Origin of the sequence: Arsenophonus endosymbiont of Apis mellifera, from assembly GCF_903968575.1 — a bacterium.
GTDB lineage: Bacteria > Pseudomonadota > Gammaproteobacteria > Enterobacterales > Enterobacteriaceae > Arsenophonus > Arsenophonus apicola.
The window spans coordinates 36,008-57,912 of record NZ_CAJCFU010000071.1 but is presented as its reverse complement, the minus strand read 5'-3'; the positions used below and the strand labels follow the sequence as shown (position 1 = coordinate 57,912).

Annotated in this window: 16 protein-coding genes and 1 tRNA gene; 4 read left to right on the top strand and 13 right to left on the bottom strand. The window is 35.5% G+C overall.

Translation table 11 applies throughout. The features are described from left to right. Positions 1 to 88 precede the first annotated feature (88 nt). Positions 89 to 931, bottom strand: a complete 843-nt coding sequence (locus tag H1X92_RS11945; RefSeq protein ID WP_180560365.1) for a 23S rRNA (adenine(2030)-N(6))-methyltransferase RlmJ — start codon at positions 929 to 931, stop codon at positions 89 to 91. Between the two features lie 173 nt (positions 932 to 1,104). Here H1X92_RS11945 and H1X92_RS11940 point away from each other — a divergent pair, with 173 nt between their 5' ends. Further along, entirely contained in the window at positions 1,105 to 1,497 is a 393-nt protein-coding gene (locus H1X92_RS11940; protein WP_180560364.1) for a DUF1090 domain-containing protein, read from the top strand. A gap of 95 nt (positions 1,498 to 1,592) precedes the next feature. After that, on the top strand, positions 1,593 to 2,516 hold the full coding sequence (yhjD, locus tag H1X92_RS11935; RefSeq protein WP_180560363.1) for an inner membrane protein YhjD: 924 nt from the start codon (positions 1,593 to 1,595) through the stop codon (positions 2,514 to 2,516). Positions 2,517 to 2,716: 200 nt separating this feature from the next. Here yhjD and H1X92_RS11930 read toward each other — a convergent pair whose 3' ends face one another. From H1X92_RS11930 to H1X92_RS11885, 10 genes are all read right to left on the bottom strand, one after another. After that, the gene (locus H1X92_RS11930; RefSeq protein WP_225506534.1) at positions 2,717 to 4,186 is read right to left on the bottom strand and encodes an insulinase family protein; all 1,470 of its coding nucleotides are present in this window, start codon (positions 4,184 to 4,186) and stop codon (positions 2,717 to 2,719) included. A gap of 1,247 nt (positions 4,187 to 5,433) precedes the next feature. Further along, complete coding sequence (locus H1X92_RS11925) at positions 5,434 to 6,243, bottom strand: two-partner secretion domain-containing protein (protein WP_180560361.1); 810 nt, start codon at positions 6,241 to 6,243, stop codon at positions 5,434 to 5,436. 312 nt (positions 6,244 to 6,555) lie between these two features. Next, positions 6,556 to 8,253 (bottom strand): two-partner secretion domain-containing protein, encoded by a 1,698-nt coding sequence (locus H1X92_RS11920; protein ID WP_180560360.1) that lies wholly within the window; start codon positions 8,251 to 8,253, stop codon positions 6,556 to 6,558. Positions 8,254 to 8,661: 408 nt separating this feature from the next. Continuing rightward, positions 8,662 to 9,672, bottom strand: a complete 1,011-nt coding sequence (locus H1X92_RS11915) for a peptide ABC transporter ATP-binding protein (protein WP_180560359.1) — start codon at positions 9,670 to 9,672, stop codon at positions 8,662 to 8,664. After that, on the bottom strand, positions 9,669 to 10,649 hold the full coding sequence (gene dppD, locus H1X92_RS11910; protein ID WP_180560358.1) for a dipeptide ABC transporter ATP-binding protein: 981 nt from the start codon (positions 10,647 to 10,649) through the stop codon (positions 9,669 to 9,671). Before dppD ends, H1X92_RS11915 begins: the two co-directional genes overlap by 4 nt. A gap of 12 nt (positions 10,650 to 10,661) precedes the next feature. Continuing rightward, positions 10,662 to 11,564, bottom strand: a complete 903-nt coding sequence (gene dppC, locus H1X92_RS11905; protein WP_180560357.1) for a dipeptide ABC transporter permease DppC — start codon at positions 11,562 to 11,564, stop codon at positions 10,662 to 10,664. Between the two features lie 11 nt (positions 11,565 to 11,575). Continuing rightward, positions 11,576 to 12,595 carry a dipeptide ABC transporter permease DppB gene (gene dppB / locus H1X92_RS11900; protein WP_180560356.1) on the bottom strand — a complete coding sequence of 340 codons (1,020 nt, stop codon included), beginning with the start codon at positions 12,593 to 12,595 and terminating at the stop codon, positions 11,576 to 11,578. A 142-nt stretch (positions 12,596 to 12,737) separates the two neighbouring features. Then, entirely contained in the window at positions 12,738 to 14,348 is a 1,611-nt protein-coding gene (gene dppA / locus H1X92_RS11895; RefSeq protein WP_180560355.1) for a dipeptide ABC transporter periplasmic-binding protein DppA, read from the bottom strand. Between the two features lie 433 nt (positions 14,349 to 14,781). Further along, positions 14,782 to 16,425: a ShlB/FhaC/HecB family hemolysin secretion/activation protein gene (locus H1X92_RS11890; protein ID WP_180560354.1), complete on the bottom strand. Its 1,644-nt coding sequence runs from the start codon at positions 16,423 to 16,425 to the stop codon at positions 14,782 to 14,784. A gap of 301 nt (positions 16,426 to 16,726) precedes the next feature. Further along, a tRNA-Pro gene (locus tag H1X92_RS11885) sits at positions 16,727 to 16,803 on the bottom strand. 344 nt (positions 16,804 to 17,147) lie between these two features. Between H1X92_RS11885 and H1X92_RS11880 the strand changes: the two genes are divergently transcribed. Continuing rightward, the gene (locus H1X92_RS11880) at positions 17,148 to 17,366 is read left to right on the top strand and encodes a hypothetical protein (RefSeq protein ID WP_180560353.1); all 219 of its coding nucleotides are present in this window, start codon (positions 17,148 to 17,150) and stop codon (positions 17,364 to 17,366) included. A 12-nt stretch (positions 17,367 to 17,378) separates the two neighbouring features. Next, positions 17,379 to 18,503, top strand: a complete 1,125-nt coding sequence (locus H1X92_RS11875) for a filamentous hemagglutinin N-terminal domain-containing protein (protein WP_180560398.1) — start codon at positions 17,379 to 17,381, stop codon at positions 18,501 to 18,503. A 201-nt stretch (positions 18,504 to 18,704) separates the two neighbouring features. On the opposite strand, the gene glyS is transcribed toward H1X92_RS11875, so the two are convergent. Both glyS and glyQ read right to left on the bottom strand, forming a co-directional pair. After that, positions 18,705 to 20,774, bottom strand: coding sequence for a glycine--tRNA ligase subunit beta (gene glyS / locus H1X92_RS11870; RefSeq protein ID WP_180560397.1), 2,070 nt, complete (start codon positions 20,772 to 20,774; stop codon positions 18,705 to 18,707). 9 nt (positions 20,775 to 20,783) lie between these two features. Then, complete coding sequence (gene glyQ / locus H1X92_RS11865) at positions 20,784 to 21,695, bottom strand: glycine--tRNA ligase subunit alpha (RefSeq protein ID WP_180560352.1); 912 nt, start codon at positions 21,693 to 21,695, stop codon at positions 20,784 to 20,786. Positions 21,696 to 21,905: the final 210 nt, after the last annotated feature.

Sequence of the window (21,905 nt, the reverse complement as noted above, 5' to 3'; positions counted from 1 at the left end):
AATTACAGTTTAACGAACATTCTTATACAGGCTATTTATTAAGAACCCGTTAAAAACTACCAACCTACTCTATACGGAATAAAAAAATTTATTCCGGTACAATCCACTCTACGCAGGTATGGCCTATTCCTTCTGGTACTAAAATTTTATGTAACCATGGTAATAATGTACGGATTTGCTGTTCCAGTTTCCAAGGTGGATTAATGATGATCATACCCGAAGCCGTCATGCCTCGTTGATCGCTATCTGGACGCACGGCTAACTCAATCTTTAGTATTTTACGCATCCCACTATTTTGCAGTCCTTGGATCATTCGCTTAACTTGCTGGCGCAAAACTACTGGATACCAAATAGCGTAAATTCCTGTAGCAAACCGTTTATAACCTTCTAAAACCGCGTTAACGACGGACTGATAATCTGATTTTAATTCGTAAGATGGATCAATCAAAATAATGCCTCGACGACTTGATGGCGGTAACTTAGATTTTAACTGTTGAAAGCCATCTTGGCGTAAAACTTGTGCTCGCTTATCTTTTGCAAATTCTGATCGCAGTAAGGGATAATCACTAGGATGTAATTCAGTCAATACCAATTTATCCTGTTCGCGTAACAAAAACTTAGCCAATAATGGCGATCCTGGATAATAATGAAGCTCACCTTTAGCATTAAGTTTAGTCATTACTGCTAGGTAAGGAGCTAATACTGTCGGCAAATCATCTCTTTGCCATAAACGCGCAATTCCCTCACGATATTCTTCCGTCTTACCAGCATGCTTAGTTGTTAATTGATAACGACCAGCTCCAGCGTGGGTATCAAGATAAAGAACAGGCGTTTCTTTTTCCTTAAGGGACTCAATAATCAAACTTTGTACAATATGCTTTAACACATCAGCGTGATTACCTGCATGGAAACTGTGACGATAACTTAACATAAATTTATTACCATTTAATGTAGAAAACTATTTTATGAGAGCTAAAAATATAGCCATTATGCGGCTTATATTACCGCACATTTTATCATAGTAATATTAATCACTAATAATGACATAATGCCTTTATAGCATTATGCTAAATAGACTATTAACAATAAAAAGGTGAATGTAAGATGAGAAAAATACCATTATCAATATGTTGTATTGGGGTTATGCTTGCTAGTTACTCAGTATATGCTAGCCAACAAATAAATCTCTGTGAAATAAAAAAACAAAAATTACAGACCGAAATCGAATATGCTAAAAAACATGGTAATAAACATCGCCTTGATGGATTAGAAAAAGCGTTAAAAAATTTACAACATAATTGTACATCTGAATCTGTGTATCAAAAAAATAAAAATGAAGTTGAGAAAAAACGCTTAAAAGTCAAAGAACGTGAAGTTGACTTAAAAGCCGCGCAAACAAAAGGCGATAAGAATAAAATTAGTAAGCAGCAACAAAAACTACAACAAGCCAAAACTGAACTTCGTCAGGCAGAGGAAACATTGAAAGCAAGCAAATAAATCATCGGCAAATTAAACGGATTTAGATAAAAATAGGCCATGCTTAAAAATAACTTTGAGCAAATAATAGCCGTGTAGCATAAGGAGAGCAAAAGGTGAAAAACACGTTGAGTAAAAGTGTTGTTAGTGGTAAGAAAGCATTAACCTATTCAAAGAAGTGGGTTAATGTTATCTGTAATATTCCATTTATTGCCCATTTGATCCGTGCAGCAGAACGTTTTAATGACCGTATGGGCAATCAATTTGGCGCCGCTATTACCTATTTTTCTTTTCTCTCTTTGATCCCTGTCCTTATGTTTTCCTTTGCTGCAACTGGCTTTATACTAGCCTCTAACCCCGATTTATTGGAAAAATTGATCCGTGGTATTTCAAAAAGCATTAGTGATCCAACATTAGCCCAAACGCTGGAAAGAAGCATCGATACAGCTATTCGTCAACGTACTGCCGTCGGTTTGACTGGTTTAGCCATTGCACTTTATTCTGGTGTTAATTGGGTTAATAACCTTCGTCAAGCAATTTTAGCGCAATCTGGTGATATTTGGAAAAGAAACGAAGATGAGAATGAATCCATTTTTTTCCGTTATTTGCGTGATTTTCTTTTTCTCATTGGCTTATTAATCGCCTTAGTCATCACCATAACATTAACTTCTATTGCTGGTTCGGCACAAGCAACACTGGTTAGTCTATTGCATCTTGATGGTATTGAATGGCTACGTCCAATTTGGACAATAGTTGGTTTAACTATCTCAATTATGGCAAATTATCTACTCTTTCTATGGATTTTTTGGATCTTACCTCATCAACAATTTCGTCGCATTTCGCTACTAAAAGGAACACTAATCGCCGCTATTGGCTTTGAAATACTCAAATCTATTATGACTTGGGTATTGCCTAATCTGGCAAGCTCACCATCAGGTGCAGCATTTGGTTCAGTTATTGGGCTTATGGCTTTTTTCTACTTTTTTGCCCGTTTGACTCTTTTTTGTGCTGCCTGGATAGCCACAGATAAACCTGCATAACAATGCAAGCATAAAACTGACGCTCAATAATTTATTAGTGAAAAAATATTAGTAAATAAAATCCAAAAATTATGTTACATAAATACCGCTGAAAAAATTAATCACCAGTAACTATTTGCCGCATAACTGTATTTATTTTTAATGATAAGCTGCCTATTCATGATACCCATATAGTATTAAACTATAATTCTTTGCCATTCTTAATTAGCGCGGGTAACAGGTGAGCCTTCATTTACTTCCTGTTCCGTTGCGGATGTTGTCACTGCCGACCACAGAACTTGTTTAAACTTGTTCCTGATCTGCGCAATATCTAATCGTTTTTTATCCACTGGTTGAGATAAAATAAAGGTAGGTTCTTGCGCAACCAACCGTTTAGCATCCTCTGTTATTACAGCTAATGTTAATTCTGCTAAAAAAGCTTGCCGTAAGCGCTGGAACTGTTCCGGCGCAATATCTATGACACCATTCTGTTGTGAAATCAGACGCTGATTAATTAATATGTCAGTACTTACTCTGGCATAAGCCGCAAACAGTTGATCTAATTGCTGCTGTTTTTCTTGTACTATTTGTTCAAATATGGCCCGAGACACACCTTTATTATTAATGGCAGATAATTCTGCTAATAAGCCCTCGGTTACACTCTTCATTTTTTCAGGCGCTGCTGATACTAATAATGCACAGCTCGCTCTCTGATATTGAATACGGCAATCCATATTCAATCCAACAGCTTTGCCATATTTTTTGTCAAAAGTCTGTTTTATTGAGCGAAAAATAGTCTCTCTGGCTAAATCATCACGCCAATATCGCTTTAACATTTCAGAATCGTTAATGGTTCGCCAACCAAAATCCCAAGTCAGCGATAAAATATCTTTTGCTGGATCTAAGCTGGTTAAATTAATTATTTGTGGTGTAAGAACAGGCAGAGTGGCCATAGTAACCGGCATAGAGCGCTTTCCATTAAGTGTTGAAAAAACCTGATTAATATTTTCCGTCAATGTACGGCTATCTACATGGCCAGCGACATAAAGCGTCATTATATCAGGCGTATACCATTGTTGAACAAATTTGTTGATTTCTTCCAATTTAACCGGCGTAACTGGCATCGCACCCGGCTCATGGCCAATTAACGTTGATCCTCTTATTCTCGCCCGCCATAAAGGATCTTTTACATTAGCTGGGTGTGTTACTACCAAATTCTTTGGCAACTGCGTTATCATCATTAAGGATTTTTTATCAAATTGACCACCCGCTGCCGAGCCAGCCAACCATTGTAGTGCTTCTTTAAGTAATTCAGGTCGATTATTAGGTAAGCTTAGGTTATATAGGGTGACATCATAAGAGACAATCGCCGGCGGGATCGGTGCTGCTGGATCAATCGCATTGTGCCATAACTGCTGTAATTGCGAACTGCTTAAGGTTTTACTATGAAATAGTGCCATTTTGGGGATCAAATAGGTAAAGCCTCTTTGACTTGCTGTTTCTACCATTGAACCCGCTTTAATAACTAATCGCAATTGGATCCTATCATTCGGCCGCTGCGGTGTTTGTAATAGTTGCCAGGAAAAGCCATTATCTAATTTACCCTGCTGCCAGGCAGGATCAGGTTGCAAAGTTTCTGCCGGCAGTTGGCTGGACAAAGCCATTAGTACGCCACCAATAAAATACCGCATTTTAATGCCCTGCATGCAAACCTCTTGTTGTTAATTGTTGGATTTAACCATCAAATGCCACATTTATTTTTTATGGAAAGTACCACCTCAGGGCTTAGACAGTCGATCTCTGGTTAATTCTCATAATATTTGTGATGTTTTTAGATCCATAAGACTATCATGTTAGCCTTTAGGTTCACCACTAAGTTTTTTAACAGAGTATTGATGTAAATCGAATTTTATTAATCACATTATGGTTAAAAATAGTCGTTTAATACAGGCCTCTAATATTATCAGCTTAAACAATATAAAACATATTAATAATTGACTGTAGTACAATCAATAAAATCGTTAATTTATAAACAAAATTACTTAAATATAACGAATAACAACATCTATCACTAATGATCAAGTTTAATTAATGGGCTAATACAATTTTGACCTCTATATTTGTGTTAGAATTCTCATTCTAATAATTTTGTGAAATATTATTCTTATAGAAATTGATTAGTTTATTGAGTAGAAAAAACAATAGCGACTATCTAAGCCCTAGCCGCTATGATGAGAGGTTAACTATTTAAACATACCCGCTAATACTTTATTACTTTGACTAAATTCAGCATTTTTTATTCCAGCTAATGATATTTCATCAACTGGTATAATATTAGCCTTTTTTCTCCTCATCGATAGTTGAAATAATCTCATTTATAGCAGACAAACTAACTTTATCAATCGTTAAATCGTCAGCTAACTTATTTTACCGTTATCATTATTAACATTAATAGCATCTATATTTATTGTATTTCTACTGATATTGATACTAGACCGGTTTCTATAATCTCTATAGTTCCACTATTTTCCATATCACAAATAATTTTATTTTTAGATGCTCAGTAGCTGAAATTAAGTTTCTGTTAATTAAAGAGAACCTTATTTTTTTGTTTATTATTGATTTATTAAAATCTAATTTACACTATTTATTTTATCATTACCTGCAATATAATCTGAATTAATTATATCGGAAAATAGTTTAGTTGTTAAAATTTATAATGCTATCATAATTAACAAATAATAACTTAAGAGAAAATGTTACTTTTCCTTTATTAATATAAAAATATGCACAGTCCAACTTAATACTTTTAGTTTTTATTGTAGAGTTCAAAAATTCTTCTTGTGTATAATTACCATTATGACCAATAGCTAACTGCGCATTTTTTATTAATAAAATTACCTATTATATTGACACCCAGCTTATTCCTCAATAAATACTATTTATTATTTATTGGATTATTATCTGTTAAAATAATATTTGTATATTTAGCTTGAATTGTTGCGTCTTTTCCAATAGTTAAACCGGAAACAGGTATTGGATTTGATAACCTACTCTTTCCAATAATGGATAATTTATTCTGATTAGAAACTCTTACAATATTATCACCGATAATGGCATAAATCGTATTTGCTGATAGAGAACTATGATCCATTATCTTAACATGACGGGAGATAAGATCTAAACGTCCTTCTTCGCTACGATGAACATGATTAATACCTTTAAATACAATATCGCCATTTTCAGTCGGTAAAAGTAATTCTCCTGTCTGCACTTTATCAAAACCCACGTCTCTAAATCTGGCTAGAGAATGTTCATCTATATAAAAAACTTTTCCTACTAATAACCGCTGAATTGTTGAACCTGAAAACCAACAACCCTTACATTTAATACCATTAGGATTAGCAATAATTAGCTCTGCTGGTTGACCATTAACGGCTAACACACCTCTGAGGAAACTTTTTTTATCTGAAGTCACTTCATTAACAATAATTTTTGCTGCTACATCATTTGTATTCTCAATAATAACACCTTCTTGACTAATATTAAACTTTTGATAATAATTATGAGAAATACCATTTTCATCCGTTTTTTCAATATTAATATGTTCAATACCATTTTTAATTTCAACGCTAAGATCTTTTTTCTTAATATTATCGATAACTATATTTTGACTAGCAGTGACATGGAAATAATAAAAGATACTGGCAATACTTAAAACGATAAAACTTAATTTATTTTTTCTCATATAACAACTCCCTTTAATTAACATAATAACACTTAGACTAAAGCGTTTTTATCTTAAATAGGTATTATATTTTTCGTCAAGAAAAATAAAAAAGAAAATATAATTATTTGTAACAATATTATTATTTTTTTACAGAAATAAACTTCAATAATAAAAACTGCTAATCCATTTTGCATTTTAAATATTGATCAGATTTTAATTTGATTAATAATAAAATTTATCATTCATATAACTAATTGCTGAATAAAACAATAGCACCTATATTGGAGTAGGCGCTATGACTAATAACTTATTTATATAGAAATAAATACTTTATTTTTCTGTTGACATTTTCCAACGCAGATCGATTTTTTTACTATTAGCAAGTTTCCAACTTTCATTAGTATTAATATTAGCTAATCCCGCGACATGAACAATAGGCTTAATTTTGTTATTAAGAATTTTAATATTACCATCTTTAGCTTTTAATTGCTGGGTATCAACCATTAAACCATTACTAGCTGCGATATTACTTCCCGATGTATCAAGCAATTCTTTAGCTTTTATGTTTACTACCCCACTTTTAATAGTATATTGCCCAATATTTGTTGTTTTTTTACCCTCGACCTTAATAATCCCTTTATTTTTTACATAATCAGCATTAATTTCCAAACGGCCATTACCCATTAAACCAGCATTATTGATAAACTCTTTACTTTTAAATACTAACTTAGAATTGTTGAATAAGAATTGGCCATATGATGATGGTTTATCACCTGTAAAATGATAATACTGATAATAATCTTCTTTATTATTAAACATGTTGCTTTTTACCACAACAATTGCATCATTAATACTTAAATAACTATTGATATTTTCAAATAAATCAACATTAATATTCATATCAGAGTTATTCATTTCAAAAGATGCATGATCAAATTTTAATAGCTTTGATTTGATGAACGATTTGTTTAAATGCTTATTTTCATATCTATCATTTCGTTTTTCACCAATAATCAATTTAGCATCTTGCTCATTAATAATGTCATTATCAACATTAGCATAAAGCCTTTTAACGCGTAGCTGCCCTTTATTAATAATACGACTATCACCCGTTTGTGTAATGCTCAATTCATCAAATTTTACACTTGCTTTTTCGTTAATCAACAAACCTGCATAAGGGCTATTTTCAAGCTGACCAAAGTGACCCGTAACCGAGTGAACATAGTCAGGATAAGCAGCTACACGATATAAATCCATTTTACCGTTTTCACCTTTACGAATAAGGGAATAATTAGCTGGAACCTCTTGCTTGGTAGAAAAATTATTTTTTACAAAATATTGATAAGGATTATCTTTAGGAGAAAATTTAATTTCATTATTGCCAATAATGGTTTTAAGTAAGTTACCTTTTAGATAACCATCAGACATCGCTGTTTCATTAGTGATAAGTGTTAATACTCCTCTATCATGAACTGACTTAATATTATTTTTAAATATAATCTTGCCTCCAGCTGAGGGATTAATTTTCAAATCTCCATTTTTATAGTGAATAGTACCTCCCTCTGAAAATAATGTTGATTCCTCATCGTTGATTAATTTAATTTTACCGGTTACTAGTAACTGTTGATCAGTACCGGAAAACGAACAACCATTACATTCAATACCATTTGGATTAGCCACCATCAAATATGCATTATCGCCTTGAACCCGTAATTCACCATTGAGTAAGCTTTTTTCATTAGATGTGACTTCGTTAATAATAAATTTTGCTGCTGAGTTCGTTAAAGAGGTTGGATTCTTAATAACCACACCTTTTTCACTGACATTAAACTTTTGATAATAATTATAGGAAATGCCATTTTCATTCGCTTTTTCAATATTAATATGTTCAATACCATTTTTAATTTCTACTGCCAGATCTCTTTTTTTATTATTATCAATAATAATATTTTCACTAGCATTAATATGAAAAGAAGAAAGAATGCTAGCAATACTTAAGGCGATAAAACTTATTTTATTTTTTCCCATATAAAAATTCCCTGTAATTAATAAATTAACGCTTAGACTAAAGCGTTTACATCTTAAATAAATATTAGGTAATGTGTCAAATTAAATAAAAAACATAAATATAATTATTAATAAAATTATTATAATAAAAATATTAATTATAATTAATATAAAATTTAATGATAAAAGTATTTTTAAATATTCTTATTATTTAAGATAATTTTCAAACTAGTATTATATTATTCATTTTATAAATAATTCCTTCTTGATTTATTTTTTCTGTAGGGATTTAGTGGGTTATTTAATTTATTTAAGCTAAATATTACCCTACATCTGATAATATTAATATACAAGCTTGTTAGCTTAATAATAAAAAAGTGACAATAATACTAAAAATATTATTATCACTTCAGTTAATAAAGATATCAATTAGTCGCGAGTGACCACTAATTTATTAGTTAAATCGGCAGCAAAACAAGCAACCTGTTGACCATAATAACTATTTAACTCTGGCCGTGAGTGGCTACAGTGGGCAACAGCATGTAGACACCTGGCTGCAAATGCACAGCCTGGTGGTGGATCAATTGGACTTGGTAATTCACCGGTTAATTTAATCCGTTCACGATGTAAATCAGGGTTGAGCCGAGGGGTGGCCGATAATAACGCTTGAGTATAAGGATGGCGTGGACAGTTAAAAATTTGTTCTTTAGTGCCTTTTTCAACACAGCGACCTAAATACATCACCATCACCTCATCAGCGATATGCTCAACCACCGATAAATCATGAGAAATAAAAACATACGACAAACCAAAATCCTGTTGTAGATCCATCATTAAATTCAATACCTGTGCCCGCACAGAGACATCTAGTGCTGATACAGGTTCATCCGCAATCACAATATCCGGCTCAAGCATCAATCCACGCGCAATAGCAATTCGCTGTCTTTGCCCGCCAGAAAACATATGGGGATAACGCTGTAAATGTTCTGCCTTCAACCCTACTTTTGCCATCATATGCAATATCTTTTCTTTACGCTCCATCGCAGAGAGTGGGGTATTAATTAATAAAGGTTCTTCCAGGATTTGAGCAATTTTTTTACGTGGATTCAACGAGGCATAAGGGTTTTGAAAAACCATTTGGATTTTTTGCCGCCGCAATTTATGTGCCGTTTTATCTTTAACAAATAAATCCTGTCCTTGATAGTAAAGTTCACCTGCAGTCGGCGTCTCTATCATCGTTAATAGCCGCCCTAGCGTCGATTTACCACATCCCGATTCGCCAACTATCGCTAATGTTTTACCTTTTTGCAGCTCAAATGAAATGCCATCCAAGGCTTTTACCGTTCTATCCGCTGAAAATAGGTCACCTTTGACTGGATAATATTTTTTCAGCTCCGTTGCCTTTAGTAAGGGAGTTATTAATGGCTTACGTTTATTCATATTGTTGGCCTCCCATTATCATCCAGTGGAGCATGACATTTTACTTGCCTATCAGCGATAACATTCAATTGTGGCTCCTCAGTTCGACATTTTTCACCGACAAAAGGACAACGAGGATGAAGTAAACAGCCAATGGGGCGATCATATTTCCCCGGAACCACACCCGGTAGTGAAGCTAAGCGCTGTTTATTCACCGCAAATTCAGGCAATGCTCTCAATAGTGATTGAGTGTAGGGGTGACGAGGGGCAGTAAAAATATCACTGGCTTTACCCGATTCCACCACCTGCCCAGCATACATGACAATAATGTGATCAGCCGCTTGCGCTACTAAGGCTAAATCATGGCTAATTAGTACTAAAGCCATATTTTCTTGTTGTTGCAAACTTAACAACAGTTCCATAATTTGTGCCTGAATAGTTACATCAAGCGCCGTTGTTGGCTCATCCGCAATCAATAATTTAGGACGACAAGCCAGTGCCATTGCAATCATGACACGCTGGCTCATTCCCCCCGATAACTGATGCGGGTAAATGTTAAAGCGTGATTTTGGCTCAGGAATGCCTACCATGGTTAATAAATCTATCGCTCGCTGATAACAGCGACGATGATTACCGCCCTGATGAATTTTTAGCGTTTCCATAATCTGATAGCCAACCGTAAAACAAGGATTAAGGCTGGTCATCGGATCCTGAAAAATCATCGCCACTTCTGCACCAATTAATTGACAGCGCTCTTTTTCTGTCATGTTTAATAGATCACGGCCAGCAAAAGCTAATCTATCGGCGATCACATGGCCTGGCTTATCAATCAGCCCCATAATAGCCAATGAACTGACTGACTTACCTGAACCTGATTCACCGACGATACCTACCACCTCACCGGCTTTTACTTGATAGCTAATCTGATCATCTGCACGAAAAGGAGTACTTTGCTCACCAAAATGCACCGAAAGGTTTTTTATCTCTAATAATGCCATTAGATCACCTCATTATTGCTTGAGTTTAGGATCGAAGGCATCGCGCAAACCGTCGCCCATCAAATTAAATGCCAATACCGTTAGCAAAATGGCTAAACCAGGAAATGTTACGACCCACCATGCACTTTGCGTGAACTGCAAAACATCCGATAACATCGTACCCCATTCCGGAGTTGGTGGCTGAGCGCCCATACCAAGAAACCCTAATGCCGCCATATCCAAAATAGCATTGGAAAAACCCAAAGACGCCTGCACAATTAAAGGAGCAAAACAATTTGGTAAAATATTAATAAACATTTGGCGTAATGCACTCGCACCAACCACATGCGATGCCGTTACATATTCACGATTGATTTCCAATAATACAGCCGCTCGGGTCAGTCGCACATAGTGTGGTAAAGCAACAAAAGCCAATGCCAATGAAGCATTGACAATGGAGGGACCAAAAACCGCTACTAACACTAATGCCAGTAATAAACTGGGTAAAGCCAGCATAATATCGACAACGCGCATGATGGCAATATCAACCAAGCCACCAATATAACCGGCAAATAAGCCAAGTGAGACGCCCATAATCAGGGAAAGAATAACGACTAAACTACCAACCAATAACGATAAGCGTGCACCATGCATCAACCTAGATAATAGATCTCTCCCTACGTCATCAGTCCCTAAAATAAATTGCCAATTGCCACCTTCTTGCCAAACCGGTGGCGTCAATAAAAATTGTCGAAATTGTTCATTAGGTGAATGAGGAGCAAGTAAGTCAGCTAATAAAGCCATAACGACCATGAGGACAATATACCCCATGCCAATAACCGCTCCTTTATTGCGGCTAAAGTAATGCCAAAACTCTTGTAACGGTGCCAATGGCTCTGGCATCTTATCTATTTGTTGTTCAATTGCTTGAGACATAGTTGCCTTCCTTATTTTTTATACCGAATTCGTGGATCAACGATGCCATACAATAAGTCAACCAACAGATTAACTAATATTATCAAGGTTGCTATCAATAAAACTCCCCCCTGAACCACCGGATAATCACGACGTTGTAACCCTTCAATTAACCAACGCCCTAAACCTGGCCAAGAAAAAATAGTTTCCGTTAAGATCGCTCCGGCTAATAAGGTACCAACTTGCAAGCCTATCACTGTCACTACCGGCAACAATGCATTCCGCAACGCGTGGATCAAAATAACGCGACTTCGGCTTAACCCTTTTGCCCGCGCGGTTCGAATATAATCTTCACCCAACACTTCCAGCATAGAAGAGCGTGTCATACGCACTATTACCGCTAAGGGTATGGTACCTAAAACAATAGCGGGTAAGATCAAATGCTCTACTGTATCGATAAAATTGCCCGTTTCTCCCCACAGCAAGGTATCAATTAACATAAAGCCAGTTAATGGATAGCTATCATCCAGAAAAACACTATCACTCACGCGGCCTGAAACGGGAGTTAGATCCCAATGTACCGAAACCAGCATAATGAGCATGATCCCCCACCAAAAAATAGGCATCGAATAGCCGGTTAATGACATACCTATGGCGGTATGATCGAAAACAGAACCACGCTTAACCGCTGCTAATACGCCGATAGGTATCCCCACTGCAATCGCAAATATCATGGCACAAATACCCAATTCTAAGGTTGCCATAAATCGTGGCCAAAATTCTTGCCAAACAGGCAAACGACTTTTTAAGGAAATCCCCAAATCGCCTCGCAACACATCATAAACATAATTTAAATATTGTTGCCATAACGGTTGATCCAACCCTAATTGTGAGATCATCTGTGCATGACGCTCCGGACTTAAACCGCGTTCACCAGCCATAATCGTCACGGGATCACCTGGGATCATATGGATAAACGCAAAAGTCAGTATGGTAATACCGATAAACGTAGGGATCACAATACCCAAACGCCGAAATATAAATTGCCACATTCGATGATTTCTCTGTTAAATGTTGACTAATATACTTAAGTTGTTTGATTTCATTTGATTGAAAAACTAGCAAAGCCAACTATTACTCTATCAGTAGTCCCGATAGAGTAATTAATTAACAATCAACTCAGTACAATTAAATTTATTTTTTAATATCAACCACTTCGAAATGATGTTTGCCTAGCGGATCAACCACAAAACCCGTCACTTCTTTACGAATAGGCTTATATACCGTTGAGTGAGCGATAATCAAAGCAGGGACTTGTTCATGCATAATAGCCTGAGCCTGTCGATACAATTCAATACGTTTATTATGATCAAATGTTACACGCGCTGGCTGAATGACAGCCTCATAATCTTTATTACACCATTTGGAGTAATTGATACTTTTTGCTTTAGCTGCACAGCTAAATAAGGTAGCGAAAAAGTTATCTGGATCACCATTATCCCCCGTCCAACCAATCATTACCGTTTGATGCTCTCCATTCTTGGCACGTTTTAGATATTCACCCCATTCATAGCTAACGATGTTGGCTTTAATTCCCACTTTTGCCCAATCGGCTTGGATCATCTCTGCCATACGCCTAGCATTAGGGTTATAAGGCCGCTGTACTGGCATTGCCCAAATATCGATAGTGGTACCTTCCGCAATACCCGCTTCTTTCAGTAACACTTTTGCTTTCTGTGGATCATACGGGTGATCGTGAATTGCCTGGTTATATCCCCACATGGTTGATGGAATAAGCGTTTTCGCTTTCTGGCCTGCACCTTGGTAAACTGCCTCAATAATGGCATCTTTATTGACGGCCATTGTTAGGGCCAGGCGGACTTTTACATTATCAAGTGGCTTTTTTTCAGTGTTAAAGGCCAAATAGCCAACATTAAGACCCGGTTGTTCCATTAATACGATTTGTTTATTTTGCCTAATACGTTCAAGATCCGCTGGATTTGGGAATGCCATAACCTGGCATTCATTTTTCTGTAACTTGGCATAGCGTACTGCAGCATCTGGTGTAATTGAAAAAACTAAACGATCAATTTTAGGTTTAGCTCCCCAATAATCACGATTGGCCTTATAAAGAATGCGTGAATCTTTTTGATATTGAATTAATTGAAATGGCCCGGTACCAATCGGATCAAGATCAACCTGTTCCGGCTTACCTTTTTTCATCATCTGTTCGGCATATTCCGCAGATAAAATAGAAGCAAAATCCATTGCCATATCAGCTAAAAAGGGTGCCTCAGAACGAGTAAGTGTAAAACGCACAGTATGTTCATCAATCTTTTCTATCTTATCGATGATTTTATCCATATCCATACCAATAAAATATTCATAGCTGCCACCAGAAACTTTATGATAGGGATGAGTTGCATCTTTTTGCCGCATAAAAGTATAAATGACATCATCAGCATTGAATTCGCGGCTTGGTTTGAAGTTTTTGCTAGTATGCCATTTGACACCTTTGCGCAAATAGAAAGTATAGACTTTTCCATCATCACTCACTTGCCAGCGTTCAGCTAATGCCGGTTTTATCTCTGTTGTACCCAATTTAAACTCTACCAGTCGATTATAAAGTGGGATAGAACTAGCATCATAAGTTGTTCCTGATGCAAATAATTGTGGATTAAACCCTTCAGGTGAGCCTTCTGAACAATAAACCAAAGTTTTTGCCTGTACATTAGTAGAAATAATTAATGTAATCAAACTGATACTAAGAGATAAAACCCCTGCTTTTTTCATAAAAATTTTCATATTGTGCTTCCCCTGTTGTCACTTTATTATATTTTTTAAGCAATTTATTAAATAGTGTCACTGATATTGTAATTTAGTTATATTTTTATCATCGACGTTAAACAATAAATCAATTGTTGACGCTCACGTCAATACTTTTATTGCTGTTTTTTTAAACAAGCAAGAAACAATGATAAAACCTATAATTCACAAAAATAGGATAAAACAATAAATAATTTGCAATTTATTAGTGATAAATTCTAAAAAATACAACCAAAATAAGGATTAACAACTATTTTCATCTGCATGTCTAATTGGTCAATTAATGAACAATTATTGCTTGATTATGGTAAGATTTGCCAGAAAATCATAAATTCATGACTGACGATGAAACATAAAAATAGAAAATTAATATCAGGCAGGTATCCACTTAAAGTAAATACCTGAGAAGTGATCAATAACTAAAAGTGAGACGAAAACCAGAAATCATATTATCTTGCTTAATATCTGACGAATTTATTAGTGGGAAACCAACGAAAATCGTATAGCCCAATTGTTTATAACTGCCTTTTAGTCCTAGCGATGTACCAACTAAATACTCATCACGCCAAAAGCGCGCTCGATCTTCAGAAACAGAACCATAATCCAATGTCGCATAGAGCACATGGCCCGGCAACGGTGTATACCAACTAAGTTCATTCTTAATGTGCAAACTTTGTGAACCAGATATAATATTAGTTAACATTGCGCCACGCACGCTGCTGCTGTCACCGATGCTTTTAGCCTCTAATAAGCTATCCAGTCGCGAACGACTTAACTGCATAGCGGCTGTTGCCTCATAAAGAAAAATTTGTTTACTTATTTGCCAGGGTTGATTAATAGCAACTGAAAAATTAAAAATTTGCGGTCTTTTTAAATCCGTTGCCGGCGAAGGCATGGCACCAAACCAATTAGCGCCTTGCTTATATTCCATTGCCAGATTGAGCTCACCTCGTGGTAGATATTGTTGATGCTTCAGACCAACATTCCAATAAGTTGCCCTACGCTTATGAACACTCATTTCTTGGCCAGCAAAGTAGCCATTATTGGTCGCAATACTAGTGCCAAAATTCAAGTAAGTCTTACTATCATAACGTCGCTTAATCAAGTATTGAGCTTGCGCAGTTAATGATTTAGAACGACTACTTTTGTACAAATTACCGACCGATGTTTTGATACCATTGGCAGAATATTGATCTTGATAATTACCTGATAAATTAAACTGCCAGTTCCGAAAAGGTAGTGAGTAAAAGAATGTCCCAATTTTAACCCCACGACTATGGTCGGTATCTAAATCACGACTAATATAAAAATAGAAAAAATCATTTAATAGTGTAGGGTTATCAAACAGTAACATATTATCAATCATTAAATTGGCATAATCTTTAAGACCACTATTATCAACAGAAAGTCGGCCGCGAATAGCCCGTTTTTTCTGTCGATTAATGGTTAAGATACTACTATTAGCTGTATTAGGATCATCATCAACAGTAATTTTTGGTTGGGTTGAAGGCGAGTTCTGTAAATTTTCTAATCCTTGCTCAATGTCGCGAACATTAAGAATGGTTGTTTGCGGAAAAGCAGTACGCAGAGAATAGTGGCTTTTACCTGTATCAGCGTAACGAATATCAGAAATAAGACCCGGGATCAGTTCAATGCGTAAAATGCCATAAATGAAACTTTGTTCCGGTAGCGAAATTTTTGTCGTTACATAGCCAGAATCAATAAATATTTGATTCACTTTGGTGAGAAAAATTTTTATCCCCTCATCACCTAGACATTGACCAATAATATTATCTGCTAAGGTAGATAATTTTTTCTGTAGTGATATAGCAAATAATTCCTGACCATTAAAAAATACAAAATTAACATTCAAACAAGGAGATTCAATGGGATAAATTTTATTTTTATTAATATGTTGTAAGTTAATTGGAATAGCGACCGGTTGCTGTTGTGTGATCTCTTGTTTTGCCTCTTTTAAGGATAATTTGCCAACACCAACTCGTGCATAACCGTGACCATAAATAGCCAATAATAAGAAACATAGATACTTTTTCATCAGCATTCCTTCGCTATGAATTAAAAACGTGAATTCCCTTCACTGATAGATAACAAAAAGATAAAATTAATTTTTTTATAAAAATAAAAATATCAAAAATTAGCAACTATTTTATTCTTTATTAAACAAAAGACCAGAAGAGTAAAATTAATTATCATACTTATTGAATAAATTCAGAAAAAATACATTGAGACTTTATCTCTAATGTATTCAGTCTGATAATAAATTAAGTTATAGAATCAGTAGGTATGATTAAATAGGCAGAAAGGAAAAATTCTACTAAAAGCAGGGCTAGGAAATTTGGTCGGCGAGAGAGGATTCGAACCTCCGACCCACTGGTCCCAAACCAGTTGCGCTACCAGGCTGCGCTACTCGCCGAAAACGGTGTGCATCTTACTGCGACACGATAAAGTCGTCAATAATTTTTTAGTGAATATTTACTATTACGATGATAAAAAAATCAACAAGTTACTTTTTAATAAGTAAGTAAATAACTAAAGATTTATTTTGACAACAATATAATTAACAATAATATAAGACAACCCTTGATTATAATTTATATCAATTAGTATTATTTAATCATATTAATAACACATTAAAGATATTATAAATTCTATATGAAATAATAAGTTTAAAAAAAATTAATTGTCTTTTTAAAAAAGTTAAAATAAATTAATCAAAAATTTATAGATAGCAAATCATTTATTTTATAAGGATATAGCATGAATTTATCAAAAAACAATAACCATAAATTAGCTTTATTAGCATTAATGATATCAATATCATTTTCTAGGGATATATTTGCGTCTGAATTATCTGGAATAAATAATAATTCTATACCATCAAAACAAGCCACTGAAATTGTTAGTTCTAATGGAAAAATTAATTTAAATTCTACCGATAAGCCGTTAACGATTAATATATTACCAGCAGTTTCTTAGGGGCAGTTTAAAATTTCTCATAATAAATATGACAAATTTAATATTAGTGAACATGGCATAAAAATTAATAATGCCACTGAAAACCCAGCCAACCTTATTATTACTGAAGTGATTTCAGCAGAAAAATCCAATATCAATGGTAATATTGCAATTTTAGGCAATAATAAACCTCATTTAATTATTGCTAATCCCAATGGTATTAATTGTAGTGAACACTGCAGTTTCAATAATGTCGATCGTGTCAGTTTAATTACTTACCCATTTGAGAATAATATTCCCTCTAGCTATTTAACTAATAATATAAGAGGAAAACACATTCATTTTAAAAATATCAAACCAGGTAATTTTACCGATGCTAAGACAATACAATTATTAGCAAAATCAATCCATTTAGAATCCAGCCAATTAAATGTCAATGATATTACCATTGCAGTTCATGATACGCCTGTTATTAGCAATATTTTTACTACTATAAATAATATTAATGCGACAAAATTTATTAATATTACTGACGATATCCTACAAAATATAATCCTAGCTAAAAATGCAAAATTAACCATTGACGACCATTCAGCAATAAATAGTAAGCATAGTCATTTTACAATAAAAAATGGCATATTTAATAATTCTGGTACCCTTTTCAGCAATAAAAATAGTCACTATGAAATAATCAATGGAGAATTTTATAATAACGGTACCATAAATAATACTGAAATATTAGTCGTTACTGGAATCAATGCAAGTATTGACAATCAAGCAAAAATAAAAGGTAAAAATAGTCATTTTCTTATCAGAGATGGAAAATTTAATAATAATGGTAAGATAAAAAATACAGGATTAGTCGAAGTATTTGGCGATAATGCCATTATTAATAATCAATCTGAAATAGAAAGCAAAACTGGTCTTTATGAAATAAAAGATGGAACATTTTACAATAGCGGAATCATCGATCATAACCAAAAAGTCAACATAAAGGCAAATAACGCATATGTTGTCAATCAGTTTATATTAACTTCAGCAAAATACGATTTAACAAAGATAAAATCTAGTAAACTTCTTGATTTTAGCTTTGTATTACCCCATAAACGAAATGCTAATAACAATATTGAAATCGATCTTTCTAAAAATATTATGTGATAGATCTGTTTATTTTACTAATTAATATAAAACTATCATTAGCAATGATAAAAATTTATTTATCGCTGTTAAAAATACAATTTTTTAATGCAGTCATAATATTAGTAATATAACTATTTTTCTTTCTAGTAAAGACAAAGATTAATTATAAATAAAAATCCCTTGAAGATTAATTCAAGGGATTTTTAATCGATGAATAAATTATTGTAATAACGAGATATCGGCTACCTGTAAAAACAGATCACGCAACTGACTCAGCAAGGTCAAACGATTGATCCTTACTATTTGATCAGCATCCATCACCATTACATTATCAAAGAAAGCATTGATAATCTCACGCAGTGAAGCCAATTCGATTAATGCGCTCTGGTATTGTCCATCAGCAAATAATGGTGCTAATTTATCTTGTAATACAACTAGATGAGCCGCTAAGGTGACCTCTTCGGGTGCTTTTAACACGCTAGCGGCAACATTGTCATTCAATTTCTCATCTGACTTATTCAGAATATTGGCAACCCGTTTATTAGCCGCCGCCAGTGCTTCAGCCGCTTCCAAAGTCCGAAAATGGGTAACAGCTTTCACGCGGGCATCAAAATCGGCCGGTTTAGTTGGCCGGCGAGCTAGAACAGCCTGGATAGTATCAATACGATATCCTTGCTCTTGATACCAGGCACGAAAACGCCCCAACATAAACTCGACCACGTCATCGATAACATTTTTATTAGTTAGCTTATTACCATATAGCTGAGCCGTCTGCTGCGTTAACTCTAATAAATCTAGATCGTATCCCTTTTCAACAATAATACGTAATACGCCAAGCGCCGCGCGACGTAATGCAAAAGGATCTTTATCACCTTTAGGTGGTTGGCCAATGCCAAAAATACCTACCAGGGTATCCATTTTATCGGCCAGTGCTAAGGTAACCGCAACACGATTATTGGGTAATTGGTCACCAGCAAAACGAGGTTGATACTGCTCTTTGATTGCTAGCGCTACATCTTCAGCTTCACCATTTCGACGAGCATAATGCATCCCCATAATACCTTGTGTGTCAGTAAATTCGAACACCATATTGGTCATCAAATCACATTTGGACAACAGACCCGCACGAGTAGCATGATTAACATCAGCACCAATTTTAGCCGCGATCCAGCCGGCTAACACTTCTAAACGATCGGTTTTATCGCGCAATGTACCCAGCTGTTTTTGGAATAAAACTGTTGCCAATCGAGGTAAATATTCTTCTAAACGCTTTTTACAATCGGTTTTAAAGAAAAATTCAGCATCTGCCAGACGTGGACGGATCACCTTTTCATTACCGGCAATGATTTGCTGTGGCTCAGAAGATTCAATATTGGCAACAAAAATAAAATTGGCCATTAAATTGCCAACCTGATCATAAACTGGAAAGTATTTTTGATCGCTTTTCATCGTATGGACCAAAGCTTCCGCCGGTACTGACAAAAATTTCTGTTCAAATTTTGCGTTTAATACAACTGGCCATTCAACCAAGGATGTTACTTCTTCTAGTAAACTATCAGACAATTCAGCAATACCACCTAATTGCTGTGCTACCTTATTTGCCTGATGCTTGATGAAAGCCTTACGCTCTGCATAATCAGCAATAACTTTACCACGTTCACGTAAGATCGCCGGGTATTGTTCAGCTGAATCAATAGTCAGTTCAGCTTCACCCATGAACCGATGGCCACGGATCACGCGACCACTGTGAACACCCAATACTTCACCTTCGAGCAGTTGATCACCAAATAACATGATTAAAGTATGAACTGGACGGACAAATTGGGTTTCCTTATCTCCCCAGCGCATTAGTTTCGGGATCGGTAACTGGCTCAGTGCGTTAGCTACCATATCGACAAGCAACGCTTGTGCCGCGCGACCTTTGCTAGTTGCGCGATAAAATAACCACTCCCCTTTATCAGTGACCAAACGTTCTGCCTGCTCAACGCTAATTCCACAACCTCGCGCCCAACCTTCAGCGGCCTTAGTGGGCTTACCGCTAGCATCAAAAGCCTGACTAATTGCTGGGCCACGCTTCTCAACTTCACGATCAGCTTGATAGGCGGCCAAGTCGGTTACTTTTAATGCTAAACGGCGAGGGGAAGCATACCAAAGCACTTCACCATGCGGCAGCTCAGCCTGCGCTAATTGATGTTTAAAATTTGCCGCAAATGATTCAGCTAACGAACGAAGAGCCTTCGGCGGTAACTCTTCTGTGCCGATTTCCACCAGGAAAGTCTGTTGCATAATGACAGCCTCTTAGTTCTTATTTTTACAGATTGGAAAACCCAGTGCTTCGCGAGCAGCATAATAAGCTGCTGCAACCCCTTTAGTTAAGGTGCGAATACGTAAAATATAACGTTGCCGTTCAGTAACTGAAATCGCTTTACGGGCATCTAATAAATTAAATGTATGGGCAGCTTTTAAAATACGCTCATAAGCGGGTAAAGGCAGTGGCGTATCTAGCGATAATAAATATTGTGCTTCTTTTTCATACTCTTCAAAACATTTGAATAGGAAATCAACATTAGCATATTCAAAATTATAAGCCGACTGCTCAACTTCATTTTGAAGATAAATATCACCATAGGTTGTTTTTCCTAACGGGCCATCAGACCAGAGTAGATCATAAACACTATCAACGCCTTGAATATACATAGCCAAACGCTCAAGACCGTAGGTGATCTCTCCGGTAACGGGTTTGCACTCTAAACCACCGACTTGCTGAAAATAGGTAAACTGGGTGACTTCCATCCCATTTAGCCAAACTTCCCAACCAAGTCCCCAGGCTCCTAAAGTTGGATTTTCCCAGTTATCTTCAACAAAGCGAATATCATGAATTGTAGGATCTAACCCCAATGCTTGTAATGAACCAAGATATAGCTCTTGAATATTATCTGGTGAGGGTTTAATAATGACTTGAAATTGATAATAGTGCTGAAGACGATTAGGATTTTCACCATAACGTCCATCAGTTGGCCGACGAGAGGGTTGCACATAAGCGGCAGCAATCGGCTCCGGGCCTAGTGCTCGCAAGCAAGTTATCGGATGCGACGTCCCGGCACCAACTTCCATATCCAATGGTTGAACAATGGTGCAGCCTTGACGCGCCCAGTAATCCTGTAATGTTAGGATCAATCCCTGAAAGGTTTTGGTATCGAACTTTTGCATGTTTAGATTCGCGCGATAGATAGATTGTGATTTTAAAAAAGTGGTTCAGTATACCCTTTGGCGAACAGATATGCAGCACCGATTACACATTGATGTTGTTTTACGCGGAAAATAGCTTCATAAATCTTTAGTAATTTTAAGTTTGCTGTTGCATTAATCCCATCACTAGTTAACTATTTACATTAAAAATTAACACAACAGTTAACCGCC

What these genes read in the sequence shown, in the direction of transcription:
- dppD (WP_180560358.1), bottom strand. Translation starts at nt 10,649, where the DNA reads ATGGCATTATTAGAGATAAAAAACCTTTCGGTGCATTTTGGTGAGCAA.
- dppC (WP_180560357.1), bottom strand. Translation starts at nt 11,564, where the DNA reads ATGTCTCAAGCAATTGAACAACAAATAGATAAGATGCCAGAGCCATTG.
- H1X92_RS11930 (WP_225506534.1), bottom strand. Translation starts at nt 4,186, where the DNA reads ATGCGGTATTTTATTGGTGGCGTACTAATGGCTTTGTCCAGCCAACTG.
- H1X92_RS11945 (WP_180560365.1), bottom strand. Translation starts at nt 931, where the DNA reads ATGTTAAGTTATCGTCACAGTTTCCATGCAGGTAATCACGCTGATGTG.
- H1X92_RS11925 (WP_180560361.1), bottom strand. Translation starts at nt 6,243, where the DNA reads ATGAGAAAAAATAAATTAAGTTTTATCGTTTTAAGTATTGCCAGTATC.
- H1X92_RS11920 (WP_180560360.1), bottom strand. Translation starts at nt 8,253, where the DNA reads ATGGGAAAAAATAAAATAAGTTTTATCGCCTTAAGTATTGCTAGCATT.
- H1X92_RS11915 (WP_180560359.1), bottom strand. Translation starts at nt 9,672, where the DNA reads ATGAATAAACGTAAGCCATTAATAACTCCCTTACTAAAGGCAACGGAG.
- H1X92_RS11940 (WP_180560364.1), top strand. Translation starts at nt 1,105, where the DNA reads ATGAGAAAAATACCATTATCAATATGTTGTATTGGGGTTATGCTTGCT.
- dppA (WP_180560355.1), bottom strand. Translation starts at nt 14,348, where the DNA reads ATGAAAATTTTTATGAAAAAAGCAGGGGTTTTATCTCTTAGTATCAGT.
- H1X92_RS11890 (WP_180560354.1), bottom strand. Translation starts at nt 16,425, where the DNA reads ATGAAAAAGTATCTATGTTTCTTATTATTGGCTATTTATGGTCACGGT.
- dppB (WP_180560356.1), bottom strand. Translation starts at nt 12,595, where the DNA reads ATGTGGCAATTTATATTTCGGCGTTTGGGTATTGTGATCCCTACGTTT.
- glyQ (WP_180560352.1), bottom strand. Translation starts at nt 21,695, where the DNA reads ATGCAAAAGTTCGATACCAAAACCTTTCAGGGATTGATCCTAACATTA.
- H1X92_RS11880 (WP_180560353.1), top strand. Translation starts at nt 17,148, where the DNA reads ATGAATTTATCAAAAAACAATAACCATAAATTAGCTTTATTAGCATTA.